The sequence below is a fragment of the Rhodanobacter sp. UC4451_H18 genome (assembly GCF_052978225.1).
In genome coordinates this window covers 2,256,808-2,277,634 of sequence record NZ_CM129663.1, presented here as the reverse complement: position 1 = coordinate 2,277,634, position 20,827 = coordinate 2,256,808, and the positions used below count along the sequence as shown (strand labels likewise).

The window sequence follows — 20,827 nt, the reverse complement described above, 5'->3', positions numbered from 1 at the left end:
TGTCAGCTCTTCTTCATCATGGCGTCGTGCGACATGGCGGCGTGGGCCTGCAGCGAACCGCCATCGAGCTTGGCGCACAGGCCGGCGGGTACCGCCACGAAGGCCTGCGGATCGCGCGCCTTGCTGTCCTGGCCCGCGCAGGAATGGCCCGGGGACTGGCAGTCGTTCTTCATCGCGGCGTTGACGCCGTAGCACTTCTGCGTGGCGCTGGCGGCCATCTTGTCGGCGGCGTGGGCGGTCGTGGCGGCGCCGAGCGCGCCGGCGGCGAGCAGGCTGAGCAAGGCGGAGCTGAGGATGGTCTGGGCTTGCATGGGTCTCTCCCGTGGATGCCGGACAATTCCGGCTGCGGTAGATGACCCGGTGGACGCGGATTTCATTACACCCGGTTTTCGCATCCGGTGCCGACGGTCCGTGCCGGCAGGCATTAAACTGCGCGTTCGCCGCCGTCCGCGGTGCCCGTTTCCGCTGAAAGGCCAGCCCCATGCCGCAACTTTCCGTCGTCGTCCCCGTGTTCAACGAGCGCGACAACATCCCGCCGCTGCTGGCCGAAATCGCGGCTGCCTTGCGTGGCACGGCCGACTACGAAGTGATCTACGTCGACGACGATTCGTCCGACGACAGTCGCGCCGTGCTCGAAGCGCAGAAGGCGGAGCATCCCGAGTTGCGCGTGCTGCACCACGTCACCCGCAGCGGCCAGAGCACGGCGGTGTGGAACGGCGTGCGCGCGGCGCGCGGCAGCTGGATCGCCACGCTGGACGGCGACGGCCAGAACGATCCGGCCGACATCCCGAAGCTGCTCGCCGCGCGCGACGCCGCGGCGGCCGAGGTGAAGCTGTTCGCCGGCTGGCGCACCACCCGCCGCGACAGTTTCAACAAGCGCATCTCCTCGAAGATCGCCAACGCGGTGCGCTCGCGCATGCTGCGCGATGCCACGCCCGACACCGGTTGCGGGCTGAAGCTGTTCGAGCGCGAGGTATTCCTGCGCCTGCCCTACTTCGACCACATGCACCGCTACCTGCCGGCGCTGGTCAAGCGGGCCGGTTTCCAGAGCCAGAGCGTGCCGGTCGGCCATCGCCCGCGCACCGCCGGCGTGTCCAAGTACGGCATGCTGGACCGGCTGTGGGTCGGCCTGGCCGACCTGCGCGGCGTGGCGTGGCTGATGCGCCGGGGCAAGGTGACCCAGGTCGAGGAACGCTGACCTCGATCACGCGGTGTCGCCGCGGCGGTCGTATGCTTGTCCCGTTTCATTGCAGGAGAACGCCATGGCCCTCGCGATCAAGCGTGCGTACGAAGCGCCCGCGAAAGAGGACGGTTATCGCGTGCTGGTGGAGCGGCTGTGGCCGCGCGGCATGAAGAAGGAAGAGGTGCCGCTGGACCAGTGGGCGAAGGAGCTGGCGCCCTCCACGGCGCTGCGCAAGTGGTTCGGCCACGAACCGGCACGCTGGGACGGCTTCCGCCACCGCTACGCCGGTGAACTCGACGAACTGGCCGAATACTGGCAACCGCTGGCCGAGCGCTCGGCGCGGCACCCGGTCACCCTGATCTACAGCGCCCGCGACGAGGAGCACAACGGCGCCCTCGTGCTGCGCGACTACCTGCAGCACTGGCTGCACACGCACGGGCCGCGCTGATCGCCTTGAGGATGGCCACGGTCTTGAGGAGCGGGGAAGTCGACGTGCCGCGTGACCCGCTCAGGTTGCGCGCAGCGGCGTGCCCGTGTGCGGCCACTCGGCCAGCGCCTTGCGCGTCTGCAGGCGGCCGCGCTCGATCAGTTCGCGGGCGCGGTAGAACTCGTAGACGCTGGCGATGTTGCGCGGCAGGGTGATCAGCAGGTCCGGCTCGTACGCGGCCAGGCGCAGCCGCGCCAGGTTGGCCTGCATCAGGTCCATCGCCTGGTTCAGCGTGTCGAAGGTGCCCGGCTCGCGCGGCTGTTCCTCGTTGCGCGGCATCAGCCGGCTGATGAACTCGCCGATGCGGTGGCGGTAGCCCGGGTCCTGTCCGGTGGCGCTCTCCTCCACCGGCGCGACGATCGCCTCGACCGGGCCGTCCACGCTGACGGCGAACAGATAATCCGCATCCACCCCGATCAGCGGCGTGACCGGCACCGGGTTGAGCAGGGCGCCGTCGACCATGCGGTGGCCGTTGAGGTGGTGCGGGCGAAACACGGTGGGCACGGCGATCGAGGCGCGGATGGCCTCGAACAGGTTGCCGCGGCCCAGCCATACCTCGCGGCCGCGGTCGAGGTCGGTGGCCACCGCGGTGAACGCCAGCGGCAGCTCCTCGATCAGGGTGTCGCCGATCAGCCCGCGCAGCGTGCCGATGATTTTCTCGCCCTTGATCAGGCCGCCGCCGGAGAAGGTCCAGTCGACCAGCCGCAGCACGTCGAAACGGGCCAGCGCGCTGACCCAGTCACGGTAGACGTCGAGCTTGCCCATCGCGTGGATGCCGCCGATCAGCGCACCCATCGAGCTGCCGGCGATCGCCACGATGCGAAAACCCTGCGCCTCGATCTCCTCGATCACGCCGATGTGCGCCAGCCCCTTGGCGCCGCCGGCGCCCAGCGCCAGCGCCACGGTGGGCTGGCGTTCGCCGGCTGGTTCTTGCGGCTCGCCCGGCGCATCGGGTTCGTGGGTATTCATGCCGACATTCAATCACGAATCGTCGACGCTGCCGCGGCGGGCCGGCAGCGACGGCGGGCGAACCGCCGCGCGGGTTAGTATGACCGGGGCCGTGGCGGCAAGCCGACGGCGACACTCCACGGAAACCCGCATGGCCCCATCCCGACCCATCGCGACGCCAAGCCCCGCCCGCCAGCCCGCGCCGAGGCGCACTGCATGAGTTGGCAGGCGTGGGCCACGGTCGCGGTGATCGTGCTGGCGATGGCGCTGTTCGCCAGCGAGAAGCTGCGCATCGACCTGATCGCGCTGCTGGTGCTGGCGACGCTGGTGATCCTGGGCATCGTCACGCCGGTGGAGGCGCTCAGCGGCTTCAGCAACGAGGCGACGGTGACGGTGGCGGCGATGTTCGCGCTCAGCCTGGGCATCGAGCGCTCCGGCGCGCTCGATCCGCTGAGCCGCTGGCTGATGCGGATCAAGCGGCCGTGGGTGCTGACCCTGGCGCTGATGCTGGCGATCGCGCCGCTGGGCGCGTTCGTCAAGAACATTGCGCTGGTGGCCACCTTCCTGCCGCTGGCGCTGCGCGTGTGCCAGCGCACACACACCTCGCCCGGCCGCGTGCTGATGCCGATGGCCTACGCCGCGCAGATGGGCGGCGTGTGCACGCTGATCGGCACCTCCTCCAACCTGCTCGCCGACACGCTGGCGCAGAAGCACGGGATGGAGGCGTTCGGCGTGTTCGAGTTCACCCGCATGGGCGTGATCCTGGCGGTGGTCGGCATTGTCTACCTGATGCTGGTCGGCCGCTGGCTGCTGCCGCGCGAGATCGACACCCAGCTGCCGGTGCAGGAGGAGATCGGCAAGTACGTCACCGAGCTGGAGGTGACCGAGCAGTCCGCGCTGGTCGGCGGCAGCATCGCCGATGCGAAGCTGGGCGAGCGTTACGGCGTCTACCCGCTGGAGCTGCTGCGCGGCGAGCGGCGCATGTGGTCGCCGCGCAGCCAGGAGATCGCCGTCGGCGACGTGCTGCTGGTGCGCGGCGACTGGGGGAAGATCGAGGATTTCCAGCGCCGCGCCGGCCTGCGCAACGCGCCGGACCGCCGCTACGCCACCGGCGATGCCCGCTCGCGGGTGATGGTGGAGCTGATGATCGCGCCGGCCAGCCCGATGGAAGGCCGCCAGCTGGAGGAAACCGGCCTGCACTGGCGCTACAACGCGGTGGCGCTGGCGATCCACCGGCGCGGCCAGCTGCTGCGCGACAAGCTCAGCGACGTCAGCCTGGCGGTGGGCGACGTGCTGCTGGTGCTGGTCGACGACGAGGCGTTGTCCAACCTGCGCAACGACGAGGCCTTCATCGTGCTGAGCGAGCGCGAGGAAGCCCACCGCACCCCGCGCAAGGCGTGGTATGCCGCCGCGATCATGGTTGGCGTGGTGGTGGCCTCCGGCCTGCACTGGCTGCCGATCCCGATCGCGGCGATCTGCGGCGCGGTGGCGATGGCGCTCACCGGCTGCTTCGGCCGCAAGGACGTCTACGAGGGCGTGGACTGGAAGATCATCATCCTGCTCGGCGCGATCCTGCCGCTGGGCATCGCGATCGAGCGCAGCGGCCTGTCGGAAACGCTGGTGCAGATGGGGCTGGGCGTGGTCGGCGACCACGGCCCGCTGGCCGGCCTGCTGATGGTCTACCTGCTGACCGCCCTGCTCACCGAACTGATGGGCCACAACCCCTCGGTGGTGCTGATGGTGGGCATCGCCGTGTCGGTGGCCCACGCCATGCACGTGGACCCGCGCCCGTTCGTCGTCGCGGTCGCCTTCGCCGCCGCCACCTCGTTCGCCACCCCGGTCGGCTACCCCACCAACACCATGGTCTACTACGCCGGCGGCTACCGCTTCACCGACTTCATGAAGGTCGGCATCCCGCTGATCGCCATCTTCTGCGCGCTGTCGATGTGGCTGATCCCGAAGTTTTGGCCGTTCTAGAGCTGGGAATAGGGAATGGGGAATGGGGAATAGGAAGAGCAACGGCGTTTCGCGACCCCCTGCTTTCCCTATTCCCCATTCCCTATTCCCGGCAGTCAGGCATAGCCTGACAGCGCCAGCCGCAGCAGGATCTTCATCTCCTCGCGCAGCGGCAGCGGGGCGACCACTTCCGCGTCGGGGCCGTACTTGAGCACGTCCATCAGCAACTCTTTCGAGTTGGAGTAGGGCAGCTTCAGCTCGTAGCGGCCGTCGCTCAGCCATTCGCCCTGCTGCTGCGAATGCCAGTGCTCGTCGGAAACCCAGCGCGCGGCGTGGGCGGAGAAGCGGATCGTGGCCCAGGCCTTGGGCTTGCCGGCGAAAATGCCGTAGCTGGAGGCGAGCAGTTCGTTGAGTTCGCTGTCGGTGACGTCGCGGGCGGGCGCGTCCTGCGCCTGCGCCTCGGCGATGCGGTCCACCGCGAAACTGCGCAGCGCCTCGCGGTCGTGGTCCCACACGTCGAGGTACCAGTTGTCGCGGTAGTGGGTCAGCCGCTGCGGCGAGACCAGCCGGCGGCTGTCGGCATTGGTGGTGCGTGCGCGGTAGCGGAAGCGCAGCTGGCGCCGTTCGAGCACCGCGCCGGCGACCACGCGGAACACTTGCTGGTCGAGCTTGCGCTCGCCCCACGGGATCACCCGGATGCGTTCGATCGGCAGCGCCTTGCCGCTGCCCTGGTGCGACAGCAGGCCCTCGATGCGCGCCTTGAACGGCGCCAGCGTGCCGGCGAGCACGCCGGGGCCGGAGCGGCTGATCAGTTCGTTGAGCGCCAGCAGCGAGGCCAGCTCGTCGGAGGTCAGCCACAGGCCGGGCAGCTCGAACTTCTCGCCTTCGCCGGCTTCGTAGCGGAATGCCGCCTGGTCGGTGCCGGCGCTCTCGATCGGCGCGCCCAGCGCATCGCGCAGGAACGCCACGTCGCGATACAGCGTGGCGCGCGAGCATTCCAGTTCGCCCATCAGGCGCGACAACGGCACCGGATAGTGCGCCGATTTCAGGAGGCGATGCAGCGTCAATATCCGTTCGTAGCGATCCATTCGGCACGTCTCGGGCGGGGCACGTCCTAGCATGGTGGCGGCCGTGGATGGCTGCAAGTCGCACGCCGGGCCGGCGCATTCACTGCGAGTTCAAGACGGCCGGCTAAGGTACGCTGTTACCAAACTTTAACAAACGGATATTCGGCAATGAACAAGACCCTGATCGGCGGCCTGCTGCTGGCCGGTTTCGCCAGCTTCGCCGCCCACGCCCAGGACACGGAGAATCGCGGCGGCTGGAGCGGTTCGGGCGAATTCGGTTTCGCCTCGTCCACCGGCAACTCGCGCTCGGAGAACATCAACGCCAAACTGGGCCTGAGCCAGGAAAACGACCAGTGGAAGAACAACTTCTTCGTTGACGCGCTGCGCTCCAAGAGCGAGCAGAAGATCGTCGACACCAATGGCAACACGATCGAGCAGTTCAACACCACCGCCAACCGCTACGATGCCGGCGCCTCGGTCGGCCTCAAGCTCGACACGCGCAGCTACATCGTCGGCGCGGCCCGCTACGAGCACGACGACTTCGGCGCCAACCTGTGGCAGGGCACGGTCTCGCTGGGCTACGGCTATATTGCGCTGAAGGACGAGCGCAACGAGCTGTCGTTCGAAATCGGCCCCGGCTACAAGCGCTACCGTCCCGCCGACACCCAGGTGCTGGTCGGCAACGTGCTGGTCGCCCAGCGCCAGCCCACCGAAGGCGAAGTGGTGGCCCGCGGCCTGGTCAACTACAAGTTCAAGCTGAGCGCCAACACCGCCTTCGAGGACACGTTCCTCACCGAAGCGGGCTCCAAGAACACCTACATCCAGAACGACGCCGGCCTGGCCGTCAGCATGACCAAGAAGCTGGCCCTGAAAGTGGGCTTCCAGGTCCGCTACAACAGCGACGTGCAGCCGGGCGTGAAGCAGACCGACACGCTGACCACGACGAATCTCGTGTACAGCTTCTGAGCGCCGGATGGCGTCGGCTCACGTCCCCAGCAGTTTGCCCGCCCCTTGCGCGAGCAACGCCTGCGCCACCTGTCGACCGAGTGCCTCGGCCTGATCCGCCGGCGCGCTGCCTTCGGCGTGCAGCAACTGGCCGCTGGCCGCGTCGCCGACCAGGCCGCGCAGGTGCAAGCCGTGGTCGCTGCGCATGCACCAGGCGCCGACCGGCACCGTGCAGCTGCCGCCCAGGGCGCGGTTCATCGCGCGCTCGGCGCTCACCGTGAGCCGCGTGTCGGCGTCGTCGAGCGCGGCGAGCAGGGCCAGCACCGCCGGATGCTCGTCGCGCGCCTCGATCGCGATGGCGGCCTGGCCCGGGGCGGGCAGCCAGTCCGGCGCGGCCAGTCGCGAGACGATGCGCGAGGCCAGGCCGAGGCGTTCCAGCCCGGCGCAGGCCAGCACGATCGCGTCGTACTGGCCGGCGTCGAGCTTGCCCAGCCGGGTGCCGACGTTGCCGCGCAGGTCGCTCAGCTGCAGATCCGGCCGCAGCGCGCGCAGTTGCGCCTGCCGGCGCAGCGACGAGGTGCCCACCCGCGCGCCCCGCGGCAGCGCGGCGAGGTCGGCGTAGTGGTTGCTGACGAAAGCGTCGGCGGCGTCGGCGCGGGGCAGGATGGCCGGCAGGGTGAAGCCGCTCTCGAGATCGGCCGGCACGTCCTTCAGCGAGTGCACCGCCAGCTCGGCGCGGCCTTCCAGCATGGCCACTTCCAGCTCCTTGAGGAACAGTCCCTTGCCGCCGATGGTGGCCAGCGGCTGGTCGAGGATCTCGTCGCCGCGGGTGGACAGCGGCACCAGCTCCACGCCCAGGCCGGGGTGCGCCGCGCGCAGCAGCGCGGCGACGTGTTCGGCCTGCCACAGCGCCAGCGCGCTCTTGCGGGTGGCGATGCGCAAGGTGGAAGGGTTCATTGGAACTCCGCGACGTTCGGCAAGGTCCCATTGTAGTTGACCGGCCCGGTGCGGCGTGGCCAGCCCGCGACGTTTGGGCGCGGTGGCTGACACGGTCGTCGCGGGCCGGCTACGATGTCGACAAACCCCTCGGAGTTCATCATGCAAAGCGGTAATCCGGCACTCAACAAGAACACCTTCCTCGACGCCGCCAGCGGTGCGGTGGTGTCGCATGGCGACGAGGTGATGACTCTCAACGGCACGGTCAACAAGACCGGCCTGCTGCTGATCCTCGCCATCGTCGGCGCGGCCTTCAGCTGGGGCCAGTTCAACGGTGCGGAGAGCCTGCCGACGATGGGCCCGCTGATGATCGGCGGCGCCATCGGCGGCCTGATCCTGGCCCTGGTCACCGTGTTCAAGAAAACCTGGGCGCCGGTCACCGCGCCGTTGTACGCGCTGGTGGAGGGCGTCTTCATCGGCGCGTTGTCGGCGATCTTCGAGATGCGCTACCCGGGCATCGTGATGCAGGCGGTGGGGCTGACCTTCGGCGTGATGGCGGCGATGCTGCTGGCCTATCGCAGCGGGCTGATCCGCGCCACCGAGAAGTTCAAGCTCGGCATCGTCGCGGCCACCGGCGGCATCATGCTGCTGTACCTGGCCAACTTCGTGATGGGCTTCTTCGGCCATTCGATGGGCTTCATCAACGGCTCCAGCGGTCTGGGCATCGCCTTCAGCGGCGTGGTGGTGGTGATCGCCGCGCTCAACCTGATCCTCGACTTCGACATGATCGAGCAGGGCGTGCATGCCCGCGCACCGAAATACATGGAGTGGTACGGCGCCTTCGCCCTGGTGGTGACCCTGGTGTGGCTGTACCTGGAACTGCTGCGGTTGCTGTCGAAGCTGCAGTCGCGCAACTGAGGCAGCACGACAGGCAGCAAAAAGGCGCGGGTGACCGCGCCTTTTTGCTTGCCGGGTGCGGGAATCGCATTTCACCCGGCGACGGGATCACCGCTCATGCCGCCGCCACCGACCCGTCCTTGCCCGCATGGTGGTCCGCCGCCAGCAGCATGTAGAACGCGGGCACCACGAACAGGGTGAACACGGTGCCGATGGCCAGACCGGTGGAGATCACCAGGCCCATGTTGAAGCGGCCCGCGGCGCCGGCGCCGGCGGCGATCACCAGCGGCATCACGCCGAGCACCATCGCCGCGGTGGTCATCAGGATCGGCCGCAGGCGCACCGCCGCGGCGTGCTCGATCGCCTCGCGCTTGGACATGCCGGCGCGCTGCGAGTCGTTGGCGAACTGCACGATCAGGATGCCGTGCTTGCTGATCAGGCCCATCAGGGTGACCAGGCCCACCTCGGTGTAGATGTTGAGGCTGGTGAACAGGTTGACGAAGATCAGCGCCCCGAACAGCGCCAGCGGCACCGAGACCAGGATCACCACCGGGTCGCGCAAGCTGTTGAACTGCGCCGCCAGCGCCAGGAACACGATGATGACGGCGAACAGCAGGGTGCCGCCGAAGCCGCCGGATTCCTGCATGAACTGGCGCGACTGGCCGGCGTAGTCCACGTTGTAGCCGCTCGGCGCCACCTCGTGCACCAGGTCGCGCAGGTAGGTCAGCGCATCGCCCTGCGACATGCCCGACACGCCCGAGATGGTGGCCGAGTTCAGCTGCTGGAAGCGGTTCAGCGACTGCGGCACCACCTCATGGGTGACCTTGGCCACGGTGCCGGCCTGGATCACCGAGCCGTCCGGCACGCGCAGGTAGTAGTCCAGCACCTGCTCCGGATTCAGCCGGTCGGCCTGCAGCACCTGCGGGATCACCCGGTACGAACGCCCGGCGATGGAGAAGTAGTTGACGTAGCCGCCGCCCAGCGCCGAGCCCAGCGCGGCGCCGACGTCGGCCTGGGTCAGGCCCAGCGCGGCGATCAGGTCGCGGTCCAGGTTCACCGTGGCCTGCGGCTTGTCCACCTTGAGGTCCGAGTCGATGAAGTAGAACTTGCCGCTGGCCTGGGCCTTGGCCAGCACCGCGCTGGCGACCTCGTTGAGGTTGGCGAACGGTTCGGTGGTGGTGATCACCACCTGGATCGGCAGGCCCTGCGCGCCGGGCAGCGGCGGAAACTGGAACGCCGCCACCTGCGCGCCGGCGATGCCGTTCCACTTCGCCTGCAGCTCCTGCTGCAACTCGTGCGCACCGCGGTGGCGCTGGTCCCACGGCTTGAACAGCACGCCGCCGATGCCCTGGTTCACCGTCGGCACGCCGGTCAGCTGGAACATCTGCTCGTACTCGGGCAATTCCTTGGCCAGCTCGAACATCTGGGTGGCGTACACGTTCATCTGCTCGGCGGTGGCGTTCGGCGCGCCGACGATCTGGCCCACCACCACGCCCTGGTCCTCCTCCGGCGCCAGTTCCGATTGCGCAGTGACGCCCAGCGCCACCGTGGCCAGCAGCAGCAGGCCGGCCATCACGATCACCACCACCCAGGTCGACAGCACGTTGTGCAGCACGCGCTGGTAGCCGTGGTGCACGCGGTCGAACTGGCGGTCGATGAACTGCACGAAGCGACCGCCTTCCTGCCCGCTCGTGAAGAAGCGCGAGGTCAGCATCGGCGACAGCGTCAGCGCCACGATCGCCGACACGGTCACCGCGCCGGCGAGGGTGAACGCGAACTCGCTGAACAGCGCGCCGGTGAGGCCCTTCTGAAAGCCGATCGGCACGTACACCGCGATCAGCACCACGGTCATCGCCAGGATCGGCCCGCCGAGCTCGCGTGCGGCCAGCAGCGCGGCCTGCAGCGGGGTCTTGCCTTCCTCCTTCATGTGGCGGTCGACGTTCTCCACCACGATGATCGCGTCGTCCACCACCAGGCCGATCGCCAGCACCAGCGCCAGCAGGGTCAGCAGGTTGATCGAATAGCCCAGCACCAGCATCACGAAGAACGCGCCGATCAGCGCCAGCGGCATCGCGATCACCGGGATGATCACCGCGCGCAGGCTGCCCAGGAACAGGAAGATCACCAGGGTGACGATCACCAGCGCCTCGACCAGGGTCTTGATGACCTCGTTGATCGAGCTGTTCACGAAGTCGGTGCCGTCGTAGACGATCTTGCCGGTCAGCCCGCTCGGCAACTGGTGCTGGATCTCGGGGAACGCATCGCGCACGCGCTGGGCCACGTCCAGCACGTTGGCGTCCGGCGCCACCTTGATGCCGATGAACACCGAACGCTTGCCGTTGAAGGCCACGTTGAAGTCGTAGTTCTCCGAGCCCAGCGACACCGTGGCCACATCCTGCAGCCGCACGATCGCGCCGCCGGACTGGCGCACCACCAGCTGCTTGAATTCATCCACCGTGTGCAGGCTGCTGTCGGTGGTCAGGTCCACCGTCACCGCCTGGCCCTTGCTGGAGCCGACCGCGGCGAGATAGTTGTTGGCCGCCAGCGCGGCGTTGACGTCGCTGGCGGTGACGCCGACCGCGGCCATCCTGGCCGGGTCCAGCCACGCGCGCAGCGCGAACTGGCGCGCGCCGAGCAGCTCGGCGGTCTGCACGCCGTCGAGCGCGTCCAGCTTCGGCTTGACCACGCGCGCGAGGTAGTCGGTGATGTTGTTGGTCGGCAGCACGTCGCTGTAGAAGCCGATGTACATCGCGTCGACCGTCTCGCCGGTCTGCACGTTCAGCACCGGCTGCTGCGCCTGCGGCGGCAGCTGGTTCTTCACCGAATTGACCTGGGTGGTGATCTCGGTCAGCGCGCGGTTGGCGTCGTAGTTGAGGCGCAACGTGGCGGTGATGGTGGACACGCCCGACACGCTGCTGGAGGACAGGTAGTCGATGCCCTGCGCCTGCGAGATCGCCTGCTCCAGCGGCTGGGTGATGAAGCCGGCCATGGTCGCCGCGTCGGCGCCGTAGTAGGCGGTGGTGACGGTGACCGTGGCGTTCTGCGTCTCCGGGTACTGGCGCACGCTGAGGCTGCTGACTGCGCGGATGCCCAGCACCAGGATCAGCAGGCTGACGACGATCGCCAGCACCGGCTTGTTGATGAACGAGTCGGTGAATTTCATCGTGGCGGCTCAGTGTTCCTGCGGCGTGGGATGCGCGCTGTCGGCCGGTTGCACCCGGTTGTCGACCTTGATCGGCGCATCGTTCTTCAGCTTCACCTGGCCGCTGGTCACCACCTCGGTACCGGCGTCGAGGCCCTTGAGGATCGCCACCTGGTCGCCGCGGGTCTCGCCTACGGTGACGAAGGTCTGTTGCACCGTCGGCGGCAGCGGATGGCCCTGCGCGTCCTTGCCCTTGGATGGATGCACCACGTAGACGGTGTCGCCGTACGGGTTGTAGACGATCGCCGCCTGCGGCAGGGTCAGCCGCGGCTGGCGCTGGCCGACGTCGACCGCCAGCCGGGCGAACATGCCCGGGCTCAGCGTCTTGTCGTGGTTCGGCACGCTGGCCTCCACCTGCACGTTGCGGGTGCCGGGGTCGACCTTGGGGCTGATCGCGGTGAGCTTGCCGTCGAACTGGCGCCCTTCGTAGGCATCCAGGTTCAGGTGCAGCGACTGCCCGACCTGCAACCGGCCCAGTTCGCTCTGCGGCACGTGGAAGTCGACGAACAGCGGGTCGAGCTGCTGCAGCGTCACCAGCGTGGCGCCGGCGCTCACGTAGTCGCCCGGACTGATCGTGATGATGCCGGCACGACCGGCGAACGGCGCGCGCAACTGTTTCTTCGCCACGATCACCTGCTGCTGCGCCACTGCGGCCTGGTTGGCCTTGAGCTCGGCCGCGGCGCGGTCGTAGTCGGCCTGGCTGATCGCCTGCGCCGCCAGCTGCTGGCGCGCGCGCTCGAAGGTCAGCTGCGACAGCTTCGCCGTCGCCTGCAGCTGCTCCAGCTTGGCCGCCTCGTCGCCGTCGCGCAGCTGCAGCAACAGCTGGCCCTGCTTGACGTCCTGGCCGGATTTCAGCGGCACCGCGGTGACCAGGCCGGAGGCATCCATCGCCAGCTCCGCGCCCTGCGCCGCGCGCAGCGTGCCGACCGCGTTCAGCGCGGGCTGCCACGGCTGCTCGCGGACGGTGGTGGTGCTGACCGTGGCCGGCGCCGGTTGCGGCATCGAGTGGATCATGCGCATCACCAGCAGCACCTTGATGCCGACGATCAACGCGATCAGCAGCAGCACGCCGCCGATCATCCAGAGCATGCGTTTGGTGGTGCCGGGTTTGTTGTCAACGCGCGTGGGCATGCGCGGGCTCCTGTGGGTGGGCATTGATTGATGCGATCCTCCCTGATCGCCAAAGATCAAAGAGCGGACATCCTGTCCGCACTCGTAGATAACGCTATGGCTTCTGGACGGCTGCCTCGGTGCTGGCGTCACCGCGCCAGCTGCCGCCGAGCGCGGCATACAGCGCAGCGGTATCGGCCAGCCGCGCGGTGCGTGCCTGGATCAGCGCGATGCGCGCGCGCTGGTGGTCACGCTGCGCCTGCAGCAGGTCGAGATAGCCGCTGGCGCCGACCCGGTACTGCCGCTGGGCCAGCGCCAGCCGCTGCGCGGCGGCGTCCTCGGCGGCGAGCTGGGCGGCCAGGCCGTCGGCGTCGTATTGCAGCGCCTGCAGCGCATCGGCCACGTTCTGGAACGCCACCAGCACGGTCTGCTGCCAGTCGGCCAGAGCCTTGTCCAGGCCGGCTTCGGCGGCGCGCTTGCGGTGGCGCAGTTCGCCGCCGTGGAACAGCGGCTGGGTCAGCCCCAGCCCCAGCGACCAGGCGCGGCTGCCGGCGGAGAACAGCTCGCCGACATGCGCCGTCTGCGAACCGGCGCTGCCGGAGAGAGTGATCTGCGGCAGCATCGCCGCGGTGGCCACGCCGACCCGCGCCGTGGCCGCATGCAGTTGCGCCGAGGCGGCGCGGATGTCCGGCCGCTGCGCCACCAGCCGCGAAGGCAGGCTGACCGGGATGTCGCGCGGCAGCGCGATCGCATCGAGCGGCAGCGGCGACAACTCCAGTTGCGCCGGCGTGCTGCCCAGATAGGTGGCCAGCTGGTTGCGGGTGGCGGCGAGGCGTGCGCGCAATGGCGGCAAGGTGGCCTCGGTGGCGGCCAGCTCGCTGCGTGCGGCCAGCGTGGCGGCCAGCGAGGTCGCGCCGATCTGCTGCTGGCGCTCGGCAATGCGCACGCTGTCGCGCTGGCTGTCGGCGATCGCCTCGGTGGCGCGCACCTGCTCGCGCAGCGACGCCTCCTGCAGCGAAGCGGTGACCACGTTGGCGGCGAGCGTCAGCCAGGTGGCATCGGCCTGCGCCTGCTGCACGTCGGCCAGCGCCGCCTGCGCCTCGATGCCGCGGCGGGTGCCGCCGAACAGGTCGATGCCGTAGCTGACGCTGACGCCGGCGTTGTACACGGTCAGCGGCGCGAAGGCGAAAGTGTCGCCGAACGCGGCGCCGGATTGCTTCTGGCGGGTGACGCCGGCGTTCGCATCCACCGCCGGGAAGCGCACCGCGCCGGCGGCGCGGGCGTTCTCCTGCGCCTGGCGCAAGGCGGCCTGGGCCGCGGCCAGCGACGGGCTGTGGCGCAGGGCGGTGTCCACCCGGCGGTCGAGCTCGGCATTGCCGAACGTGGTCCACCAGTGCTCGGGCACTGCCGCGTCGACGACGAAACGCTGTGCTGCGCCGGCCACGCTGGCGGTGCCGGCGGGCAGCGGCTGCGCCGTATAGCGGTCCACCGGCGGCGCATCCGGACGGTGGTAGTCCGGGCCGACCGCGCAGCCGGCGAGGATCAGTCCCAGCAGCGGTGGCAACGCGCGCAGGCGCAGGGTCGGCGAGAAGCGGAGCAGGTCGCGGGGCACGAGGGGAGCCTGGGCAGGGGGAGCCGGCCCGGGACATTAGCAGACGACGGAGTTCAGATATATAGGTGAGAGGTCACCCGTGGCGATGCCGCCGTTACAGCATGCCGACGCGGCCGTCCTGCGAGGAGAAGCGCATCGGCAGCTCGCCGCTGAGGCCGTCCGGATGTCCCGGCGGCACCGCGAAACGCCAGCCTTGCACGCTGCGCAAGGCGTGCGCGTCGAGGATCGGATCGCCGCTGGAGGCGACCACGCGCGCGTGCAGCACGCGACCTTCGCCATCCACCCGCAGTTGCACGGTCAATTGGCCGTCCAGATGGCCGCGCACATCGTCCCAGCGTTCGGCCGCGGCTGGCGTGGCCAGCGGCTGCAGGCGTGTCGGCGGGGGCGCCGCCGCAGCTTGCGCGATGTCCACGCCATTCTCCGCCGGCAGGGCGCGCTGGCGCACGGCCGGCACGACCGCATGGCGACGGTGCCGCAGCGGGCGGGCCGACGCCGGGCCATCGTGTGACGCGGCGATGCCGCGCGGCGCATCGGGCCAGCTGGCGGTCAGCGTGCTGAGCCAGCCGGTGCCGGCAATGCCGATGGCCAGGGCCAGGACGCTGAGGCCGGTGGTGGTGCGCAGTCGCAACATGACCGTGCTACGGCCGCTCGAGGATCGCGGTGACGCCCATGCCGCCGGCGGTGCAGATCGAGATCAGCCCGCGACCGGAGCCTTTCTGTTCCAGCAGCTTGGCCAGCGTCGCCACGATGCGCGCGCCGGTGGCGGCGAACGGGTGGCCCACGGCGAGGCTGGAGCCGTGCACGTTGAGTTTGGCCGGGTCGATCGCGCCCAGCGGCGCATCCAGCCCGAGCCGGTTCCTGCAGTAATCGGCCGACTCCCACGCGCGCAGCGTGCACAGCACCTGCGCGGCGAATGCCTCGTGGATCTCGTAGAAATCGAAGTCCTGCAGGCTCAGCCCGTGCCGCGCCAGCATGCGCGGCACCGCGATGGTCGGCGCCATCAGCAGGCCTTCGCCGTGCACGTAATCCACCGCGGCGACTTCGGCGTCGCGCAGATAGGCCTGGATTTTCAGCCCGCGCTGCGCGGCCCACGCCTCGCTGCCCAGCAGCACCGCGGCGGCGCCGTCGGACAGGCCGGTGGAATTGCCCGCGGTGAGCGTGCCGTGGCCGGAGCGCTTGTCGAACGCCGGCTTCAGCGTGGCGAGTTTCTCCAGCGTGGTGTCCGGGCGCAGGAAGCCGTCGCGCTTGAGCCCGCGGAACGGCACCAGCAGATCGTCGAAGAAACCTGCCTCGTAGGCGGCGGCGAGCTTGTGGTGGCTGTCCAGCGCCAGCCGGTCCTGTGCCTCGCGGCTGACCTGCCACTGCCTGGCCATCTGCTCGCAGTGATCGCCCATCGACTTGCCGGTGCGCGGCTCGGCCACGCCGGGGAACGAAGGCTTCAGCTCGCGGAGCGAGAAGCCGCGCGTGGCGGCCTTGAACTTCTCCAGCGGGGTCTTGGCCCGATTCATCGCCAGCAGGCGGCGGCGCAGGCGGCGGCCGTACACGATCGGCACGTCGCTGGTGGTGTCCGAGCCGGCGGCGATGCCGGCCTCGATCTGCCCGCAGGCGATCTTGTTGGCGATGATGATGGTGTTGTCCAGCGACGTGCCGCAGGCGCGCGCGGTGGTGATGCCCGGCGTGGTCGGTGCCAGCCCGGAGCTGAGCACCGCCTCGCGCGCCAGGTTCCAGTCGGCGCTGTGCTTGATCACCGCGCCGGCGGCCACTTCGCCCAGCTCCACGCCGTGCAGGCCAAAGCGCTCGACCAGGGCGCCGAGCACCTTCACCGACATGCCGAAGTTGCCCACGTCGGCATAGGCAGTGTTGTTGCGACAGAACGGGATGCGTACGCCGCCGATCACGCCGACGCGCCTGTGCGTGTTTTCCATGCCCTGAACGATCCATCACACGAATGGCTTCAAGGCTAACCCGCCATGCCGCCGGGCGAAAGCCCGGATGGCCGCCGGCGTGGCGGTTTGTTCAGCACCGTGCGGCAGGTCGCTCGCGGCGCGGCGGTAGAATGGATGTTTTCCCGCTGCAAGATGGATCCATCGTGGAAGCGCAAACATTGCACGCCCTGCCGGTGCTGCTGGCCCTCGAACCGGTGACCGGACAACCGGCGCCGGCGACCACCCTCACCCGCGACGCGGCCGCCGAACTGGCGCAGCACGTGGCGACCGACCTGCTCGGCCTGGTGCCGCAGGTCGCCGGGGCGCGGCTGGCGCTGGCCGGGGCGCTGTTCGACCAGGTCGAACTGCTGCGCCCCGGTTTCCCGGTGTGGGCGACGCTGGACGACCTGGCGCGCCGGCTGCCGCGCGGCACGCTGGAGCACGTGGTCGCCTTCGGCAGCCACGACGGCGTGATGCCGGCGCCCGTGCTGCAACCCTCGTCGGCGTACGCCGGCGGCCCGATGCGGCTGCTGCCGCTCAGCCTGCTGGTCAATCCGGAGGCCGCCGACGAACTCGCCACCCAGCTGGAGATCCAGCTGGTCGGCCGCGGCGAGGCCGGCGCGGCCACCGCCGACTGGCTGATGCGCACGCTGGGCATCCGCCTCGAACACCTGCGCTACCTCAGCCGCAACGACCTGCTCGCGCTGACCTGCGTGCAGTACGAACACGCCAACCTGGCGCCGCTGTGGTCGCTGCTGGAAGCGGCTTTGCTCACCCCGGAGCAGCCCGAGACGACGATGAGCGCGCGCGGGCTGGCGCTGCGCTACGCCGACGGCATCGTGTGGGCGCAGCCGCCGGCGCAATGGCTGGCCGCGCAGCGCACCGACGCGGCGCAGCGCGCGCACGATTTCGCCGGCATCGTGTTCGAGCTGCGCCAGTACGCCGCGCTGCTGGAGGCGCACCAGTTGCCGCTGCGGCTGCAGTCGTCGCCGGCGGTCGCCGCCGGCGCGGGTTATCTGCTGGAACAACTCGCCGACGCTCCAGCCTCCGCGCCCGCGCCGCGCCTGTTCGCGCATGAGGCGCCGGGGCTGGGCGTGGTGGCGGTCAGCGTGGCGCAGCCGCGGCCCGATGGCGCGCCGCGCATGCTGGCGCACGGCTATCCGCTGCAGCCGCAGGCGCTGGGCCCGTTGCTGCAGCAGCTCGCCGCGCAATACGGCACCGCCGCCGAACTCGACACCCGCGGCCAGATGGTGCTGGATGCGGCCGGCGCCCTCGGCGCGCCCTGAGCGGATGACACGCGCGTGCCGGCCGGCCCGGACATTTTCCTGGCCGGCAGCAGTTGTGCGGCGGCGAACGGTCGGCGCATGATGGCGTGGCGCTGATAAGGGGGCGCGCTCCAGCTGACGGAAACACCATGCGGCCGCCGAAGCAAGCCGAGGGAGTACCGACACCGACAGGGGGATCACATGGGCCGCAACGGCTGTGGCATGGCGCCCCCGTGCTGCTCACCTGGCTCGATCTCGACCAGCGCTTCGGCCACGTCAACGACACCCATCGGCGCTGGCTCGGGGTCGACCCGGCGCAGCTGATCGGCAAGCGCCTGGTCGAAGTGATCGGCGAGGCCAACTACGAACGCTCCCGTGCGGCGCTGGAGCAGGCCTACGCGGGCCACCCCTCCAGCTACGAGGGCGAGCTGTTCAACGGTCGCGAGCGGCGCTACGCGCACGGCAACTTCGCGCCCGATTTCGACGAAGACGGCCGCGTGCGCGGCGTGTTCACCGCGCTGGTCGACATCACCGAGCGGCGCGAGCTGGAGCTGCGCCTGCATGAAAGCGAGCGGCGCTTCTTCAGCGCCTTCCAGCATGCCGCGATCGGCATGGCGCTGACCGGGCCGGGCGGGCGCTTCCTGCGCGTCAACGCCGCGGTGTGCCACATGCTCGGCTACACCGAGGAGGAACTGCTCACCCTCGGCGTGGCCGACGTCACCCATCCGGACGACATGGCCGCCGATGCCGAGCAGATGCTGCAGCTGCTCTCCGGCCAGCGCGAAAACTACCAGCTGGAAAAGCGCAACCTGCACAAGGACGGCCACGTGGTGCACCTGCAGCTGGCCGTGTCGCTGGTGCGCGACGAGGAGGGCGCGCCGCTGTACTTCGTGTCGCAGGCGCAGGACATCAGCCAGCGCAAGGCATTCGAGGACGCGCTGCAGCGCGAGCGCGAGCTGGCCGAGGTGACCCTGCGCTCGATCGGCGACGCGGTCATCATCACCGATCCGCAGTCGCGCATCCGCTCGCTCAACCCGATCGCCGAGGCGATGACCGGCTGGCGCAGCGCCGAGGCGCAGGGCCTGCCGGTGGAGGCGGTGTTCCAGCTGTTCGACGCCGTCGACGGCCGGCCGGTGGCCAACCCGCTGCGCACCGCGATCGACAGCAACACCATCGCCGACCTGGCCGGCCGCACCCTGCTGCGCCATCGCCACGGCTTCGACACGCCGGTGGAGGATTCCTCCGCGCCGATCCACGACCACGCCGGCAACGTGGTCGGCGGCGTGCTGGTGTTCCACGATGTCAGCGAAACGCGCGCCTTCGCGCTCAAGCTGGTGCACCTGACCCAGCACGACACGCTCACCGGCCTGCCGAACCGCAGCCAGTTGCAGGACCACCTGACCCAGGCGCTGGCCAATGCGCGGCGCCGGCAGCAGCGCGTGGCGCTGCTGTACATCGACATCCACCAGTTCAAGCAGATCAACGACCAGCACGGACAGGCCGCCGGCGACAGCGTGCTGCGCGCGTTCGTGGCGCAGCTGCAGCGCCGCCTGCCTGCCGAGGCGCAGCTGCTGCGCTATGGCGGCGACGAGTTCGTGGTGGTGCTCTCCGCGCTGGACAGCACCAGCGAAGCGGCCAGCCTGGCGCGCGCCCTGATCGACCAGGGCGAGCAGACCCGGGTGGACGGCCTGCATGCGCTGGGCCTGCATCTGGGCATCGGCATCAGCGTCTATCCCGACGATGCGCTGGACCCGGAAACCCTGCTGCAGCATGCCGAGACCGCGCTGGTCGCGTTGCGCAGCCAGGGCGTGCACGGCTGCCGCTTCTTCACCGCCTCGATGGATGAGCGCGCGCGCGCCCGCCGCAGCATCGAGTCGGCGCTGCGCCAGGCCTTGCCGCGCGGCCAGCTGAGCCTGCACTACCAGCCGCGCATCGCGGCCTCCAGCGGACAGATCGTGGGTGCCGAGGCCCTGCTGCGCTGGCATGTGCGCGGACGCGAGCTGTACAAGCCCGACCAGTTCATCCCGGTCGCCGAGGACACCGGCCTGATCCTGCCGATCGGCACCTGGGTGCTGCGCCAGGCGTGCCGGCAGGCGCGCGCATGGCAGCAGCAGGGGTACCGCATCCCGGTCTCGGTCAACGTCTCGCCGGTGCAGTTCCAGCACGTCGATTTTCCCGACTGGCTGGACGACGCCCTGGCCGACAGCGGACTCGACCCCGGCCTGCTCGAACTGGAACTGACCGAACGCATGATGATGTCCGGCGGCGATGTCACCGGCAGCCTGCTGCAACGTATCCGCCAGCGCGGCGTGCGCCTGTCGCTGGACGATTTCGGCACCGGCTATTGCAGCCTGTCCTACCTCAAGCACTTCCCGATCGACACGCTGAAGATCGACCGCGTGTTCGTGCGCGACGTGATCGGCGACGCCGACACCGCCACCATCACCAGCGCGATCATCGCCATGGCCCAGCGGCTGGACAAGCTGGTGGTCGCCGAAGGGGTGGAGACGGACGCGCAAGCCGCGTTCCTGCGCCAGGCCGGCTGCGCCGAACTGCAGGGCTTCCTGTTCGCCGCGGCACTTCCGGTCGCCGAATTTGAGAAACTGCTCGCCGAACCCGCCCGGGCCGCCGGCTCGTAAAGCGCGCGGTCCCGGCCGTTCGCGTCCGCGCGTCGACTCCGCCCTCGGCGCGGGCGACGCTCAGCGCGAGCGGTCGGGATCGACCAGCGATGCCTCGTACATGAAGTAATGGCAGCGCTGCATGCCGAGGCCTTCGTAAGTGGCCTGCGCGCGCGCGTTCTCCGTTTCCACGTACAGCCGCAGGCCGACCGCGCCGGCATCGCGTGCGCGCTCCGCCACGGCGGCATGCAGCGCGCGGAAGACGCCGCTGCGACGCGCGGCGGGCACCACGTACACGCTCTGGATCCACCAGAAATCGCCGCAGCGCCAGTCGCTCCACTCATAGGTCACCAGCAGGCCGCCCACCGCCGTGCCGTCCATTTCGGCGACCAGATAGAAGCCCCGCTGCGGCTGTTCCAGCACCGCGCCGACGCCGCGGCGCAAGCGTTCGGGGTCCAGTCGCTTGTGTTCGGTCTCCCACGCCATCGCGGCGTTCCACGCCGCCAGGTCGGCGACATCGGCGGGGCTGGCGGTGCGGATCGACACGGGCATGGCGGGACTCCGGCGGCGGAACGCCGATCGTAGCGCGCACGCTCTTCACATGGGTCCGCGTACTGTCACGGCACAGCCGCTGGCCGCGCCGGCGACGTCCGGCCTTGCTGCCTGCGCGGCCCGC

17 protein-coding genes are annotated in these 20,827 nt (G+C 69.8%); 7 read left to right on the top strand and 10 right to left on the bottom strand.

Annotated elements, in window-relative coordinates; all coding sequences use genetic code 11:
* Positions 1-2: 2 nt before the first annotated feature.
* Complete coding sequence (bufA1, locus tag ACVCMG_RS10285) at positions 3-311, bottom strand: BufA1 family periplasmic bufferin-type metallophore (RefSeq protein ID WP_395120811.1); 309 nt, start codon at positions 309-311, stop codon at positions 3-5.
* A gap of 170 nt (positions 312-481) precedes the next feature.
* Here bufA1 and ACVCMG_RS10280 point away from each other — a divergent pair, with 170 nt between their 5' ends.
* Positions 482-1,198: a glycosyltransferase gene (locus ACVCMG_RS10280; RefSeq protein ID WP_447114058.1), complete on the top strand. Its 717-nt coding sequence runs from the start codon at positions 482-484 to the stop codon at positions 1,196-1,198.
* Positions 1,199-1,262: 64 nt separating this feature from the next.
* Positions 1,263-1,631, top strand: a complete 369-nt coding sequence (locus ACVCMG_RS10275) for a DUF488 domain-containing protein (RefSeq protein WP_447114057.1) — start codon at positions 1,263-1,265, stop codon at positions 1,629-1,631.
* A gap of 60 nt (positions 1,632-1,691) precedes the next feature.
* Here ACVCMG_RS10275 and ACVCMG_RS10270 read toward each other — a convergent pair whose 3' ends face one another.
* Complete coding sequence (locus ACVCMG_RS10270; RefSeq protein WP_447114056.1) at positions 1,692-2,639, bottom strand: patatin-like phospholipase family protein; 948 nt, start codon at positions 2,637-2,639, stop codon at positions 1,692-1,694.
* 195 nt (positions 2,640-2,834) lie between these two features.
* Here ACVCMG_RS10270 and ACVCMG_RS10265 point away from each other — a divergent pair, with 195 nt between their 5' ends.
* Positions 2,835-4,595 carry an SLC13 family permease gene (locus tag ACVCMG_RS10265; RefSeq protein ID WP_447114055.1) on the top strand — a complete coding sequence of 587 codons (1,761 nt, stop codon included), beginning with the start codon at positions 2,835-2,837 and terminating at the stop codon, positions 4,593-4,595.
* A 95-nt stretch (positions 4,596-4,690) separates the two neighbouring features.
* Here ACVCMG_RS10265 and ACVCMG_RS10260 read toward each other — a convergent pair whose 3' ends face one another.
* The gene (locus ACVCMG_RS10260) at positions 4,691-5,662 is read right to left on the bottom strand and encodes a helix-turn-helix transcriptional regulator (protein WP_447097657.1); all 972 of its coding nucleotides are present in this window, start codon (positions 5,660-5,662) and stop codon (positions 4,691-4,693) included.
* Positions 5,663-5,809: 147 nt separating this feature from the next.
* Here ACVCMG_RS10260 and ACVCMG_RS10255 point away from each other — a divergent pair, with 147 nt between their 5' ends.
* On the top strand, positions 5,810-6,607 hold the full coding sequence (locus ACVCMG_RS10255; protein ID WP_395120817.1) for a DUF481 domain-containing protein: 798 nt from the start codon (positions 5,810-5,812) through the stop codon (positions 6,605-6,607).
* 18 nt (positions 6,608-6,625) lie between these two features.
* On the opposite strand, the gene hemC is transcribed toward ACVCMG_RS10255, so the two are convergent.
* Positions 6,626-7,543 carry a hydroxymethylbilane synthase gene (gene hemC, locus ACVCMG_RS10250; protein WP_395120818.1) on the bottom strand — a complete coding sequence of 306 codons (918 nt, stop codon included), beginning with the start codon at positions 7,541-7,543 and terminating at the stop codon, positions 6,626-6,628.
* 141 nt (positions 7,544-7,684) lie between these two features.
* Between hemC and ACVCMG_RS10245 the strand changes: the two genes are divergently transcribed.
* Positions 7,685-8,440 (top strand): Bax inhibitor-1/YccA family protein, encoded by a 756-nt coding sequence (locus ACVCMG_RS10245; protein ID WP_395120819.1) that lies wholly within the window; start codon positions 7,685-7,687, stop codon positions 8,438-8,440.
* A 94-nt stretch (positions 8,441-8,534) separates the two neighbouring features.
* On the opposite strand, the gene ACVCMG_RS10240 is transcribed toward ACVCMG_RS10245, so the two are convergent.
* The 5 genes from ACVCMG_RS10240 to ACVCMG_RS10220 all read right to left on the bottom strand — a co-directional run bounded on the left by ACVCMG_RS10240 (position 8,535) and on the right by ACVCMG_RS10220 (position 16,268).
* The gene (locus ACVCMG_RS10240; RefSeq protein WP_447114054.1) at positions 8,535-11,582 is read right to left on the bottom strand and encodes an efflux RND transporter permease subunit; all 3,048 of its coding nucleotides are present in this window, start codon (positions 11,580-11,582) and stop codon (positions 8,535-8,537) included.
* 9 nt (positions 11,583-11,591) lie between these two features.
* Entirely contained in the window at positions 11,592-12,752 is a 1,161-nt protein-coding gene (locus ACVCMG_RS10235) for an efflux RND transporter periplasmic adaptor subunit (RefSeq protein WP_395120821.1), read from the bottom strand.
* 94 nt (positions 12,753-12,846) lie between these two features.
* A complete protein-coding gene (locus tag ACVCMG_RS10230; RefSeq protein WP_447114053.1) occupies positions 12,847-14,343 on the bottom strand; it encodes an efflux transporter outer membrane subunit in 1,497 nt (498 codons plus the stop codon).
* Positions 14,344-14,437: 94 nt separating this feature from the next.
* Positions 14,438-14,974, bottom strand: coding sequence for a TonB family protein (locus ACVCMG_RS10225; protein ID WP_447114052.1), 537 nt, complete (start codon positions 14,972-14,974; stop codon positions 14,438-14,440).
* A gap of 7 nt (positions 14,975-14,981) precedes the next feature.
* Entirely contained in the window at positions 14,982-16,268 is a 1,287-nt protein-coding gene (locus ACVCMG_RS10220) for an acetyl-CoA C-acetyltransferase (RefSeq protein ID WP_395120824.1), read from the bottom strand.
* Positions 16,269-16,432: 164 nt separating this feature from the next.
* On the opposite strand from ACVCMG_RS10220, the gene ACVCMG_RS10215 reads away from it, so the two are divergent.
* The gene (locus tag ACVCMG_RS10215; RefSeq protein ID WP_447114051.1) at positions 16,433-17,554 is read left to right on the top strand and encodes a hypothetical protein; all 1,122 of its coding nucleotides are present in this window, start codon (positions 16,433-16,435) and stop codon (positions 17,552-17,554) included.
* A gap of 212 nt (positions 17,555-17,766) precedes the next feature.
* The gene (locus ACVCMG_RS10210; protein WP_447107092.1) at positions 17,767-20,172 is read left to right on the top strand and encodes a sensor domain-containing protein; all 2,406 of its coding nucleotides are present in this window, start codon (positions 17,767-17,769) and stop codon (positions 20,170-20,172) included.
* Between the two features lie 60 nt (positions 20,173-20,232).
* Here ACVCMG_RS10210 and ACVCMG_RS10205 read toward each other — a convergent pair whose 3' ends face one another.
* Positions 20,233-20,703, bottom strand: coding sequence for an N-acetyltransferase family protein (locus ACVCMG_RS10205; RefSeq protein ID WP_447114050.1), 471 nt, complete (start codon positions 20,701-20,703; stop codon positions 20,233-20,235).
* Positions 20,704-20,827 lie beyond the last annotated feature (124 nt).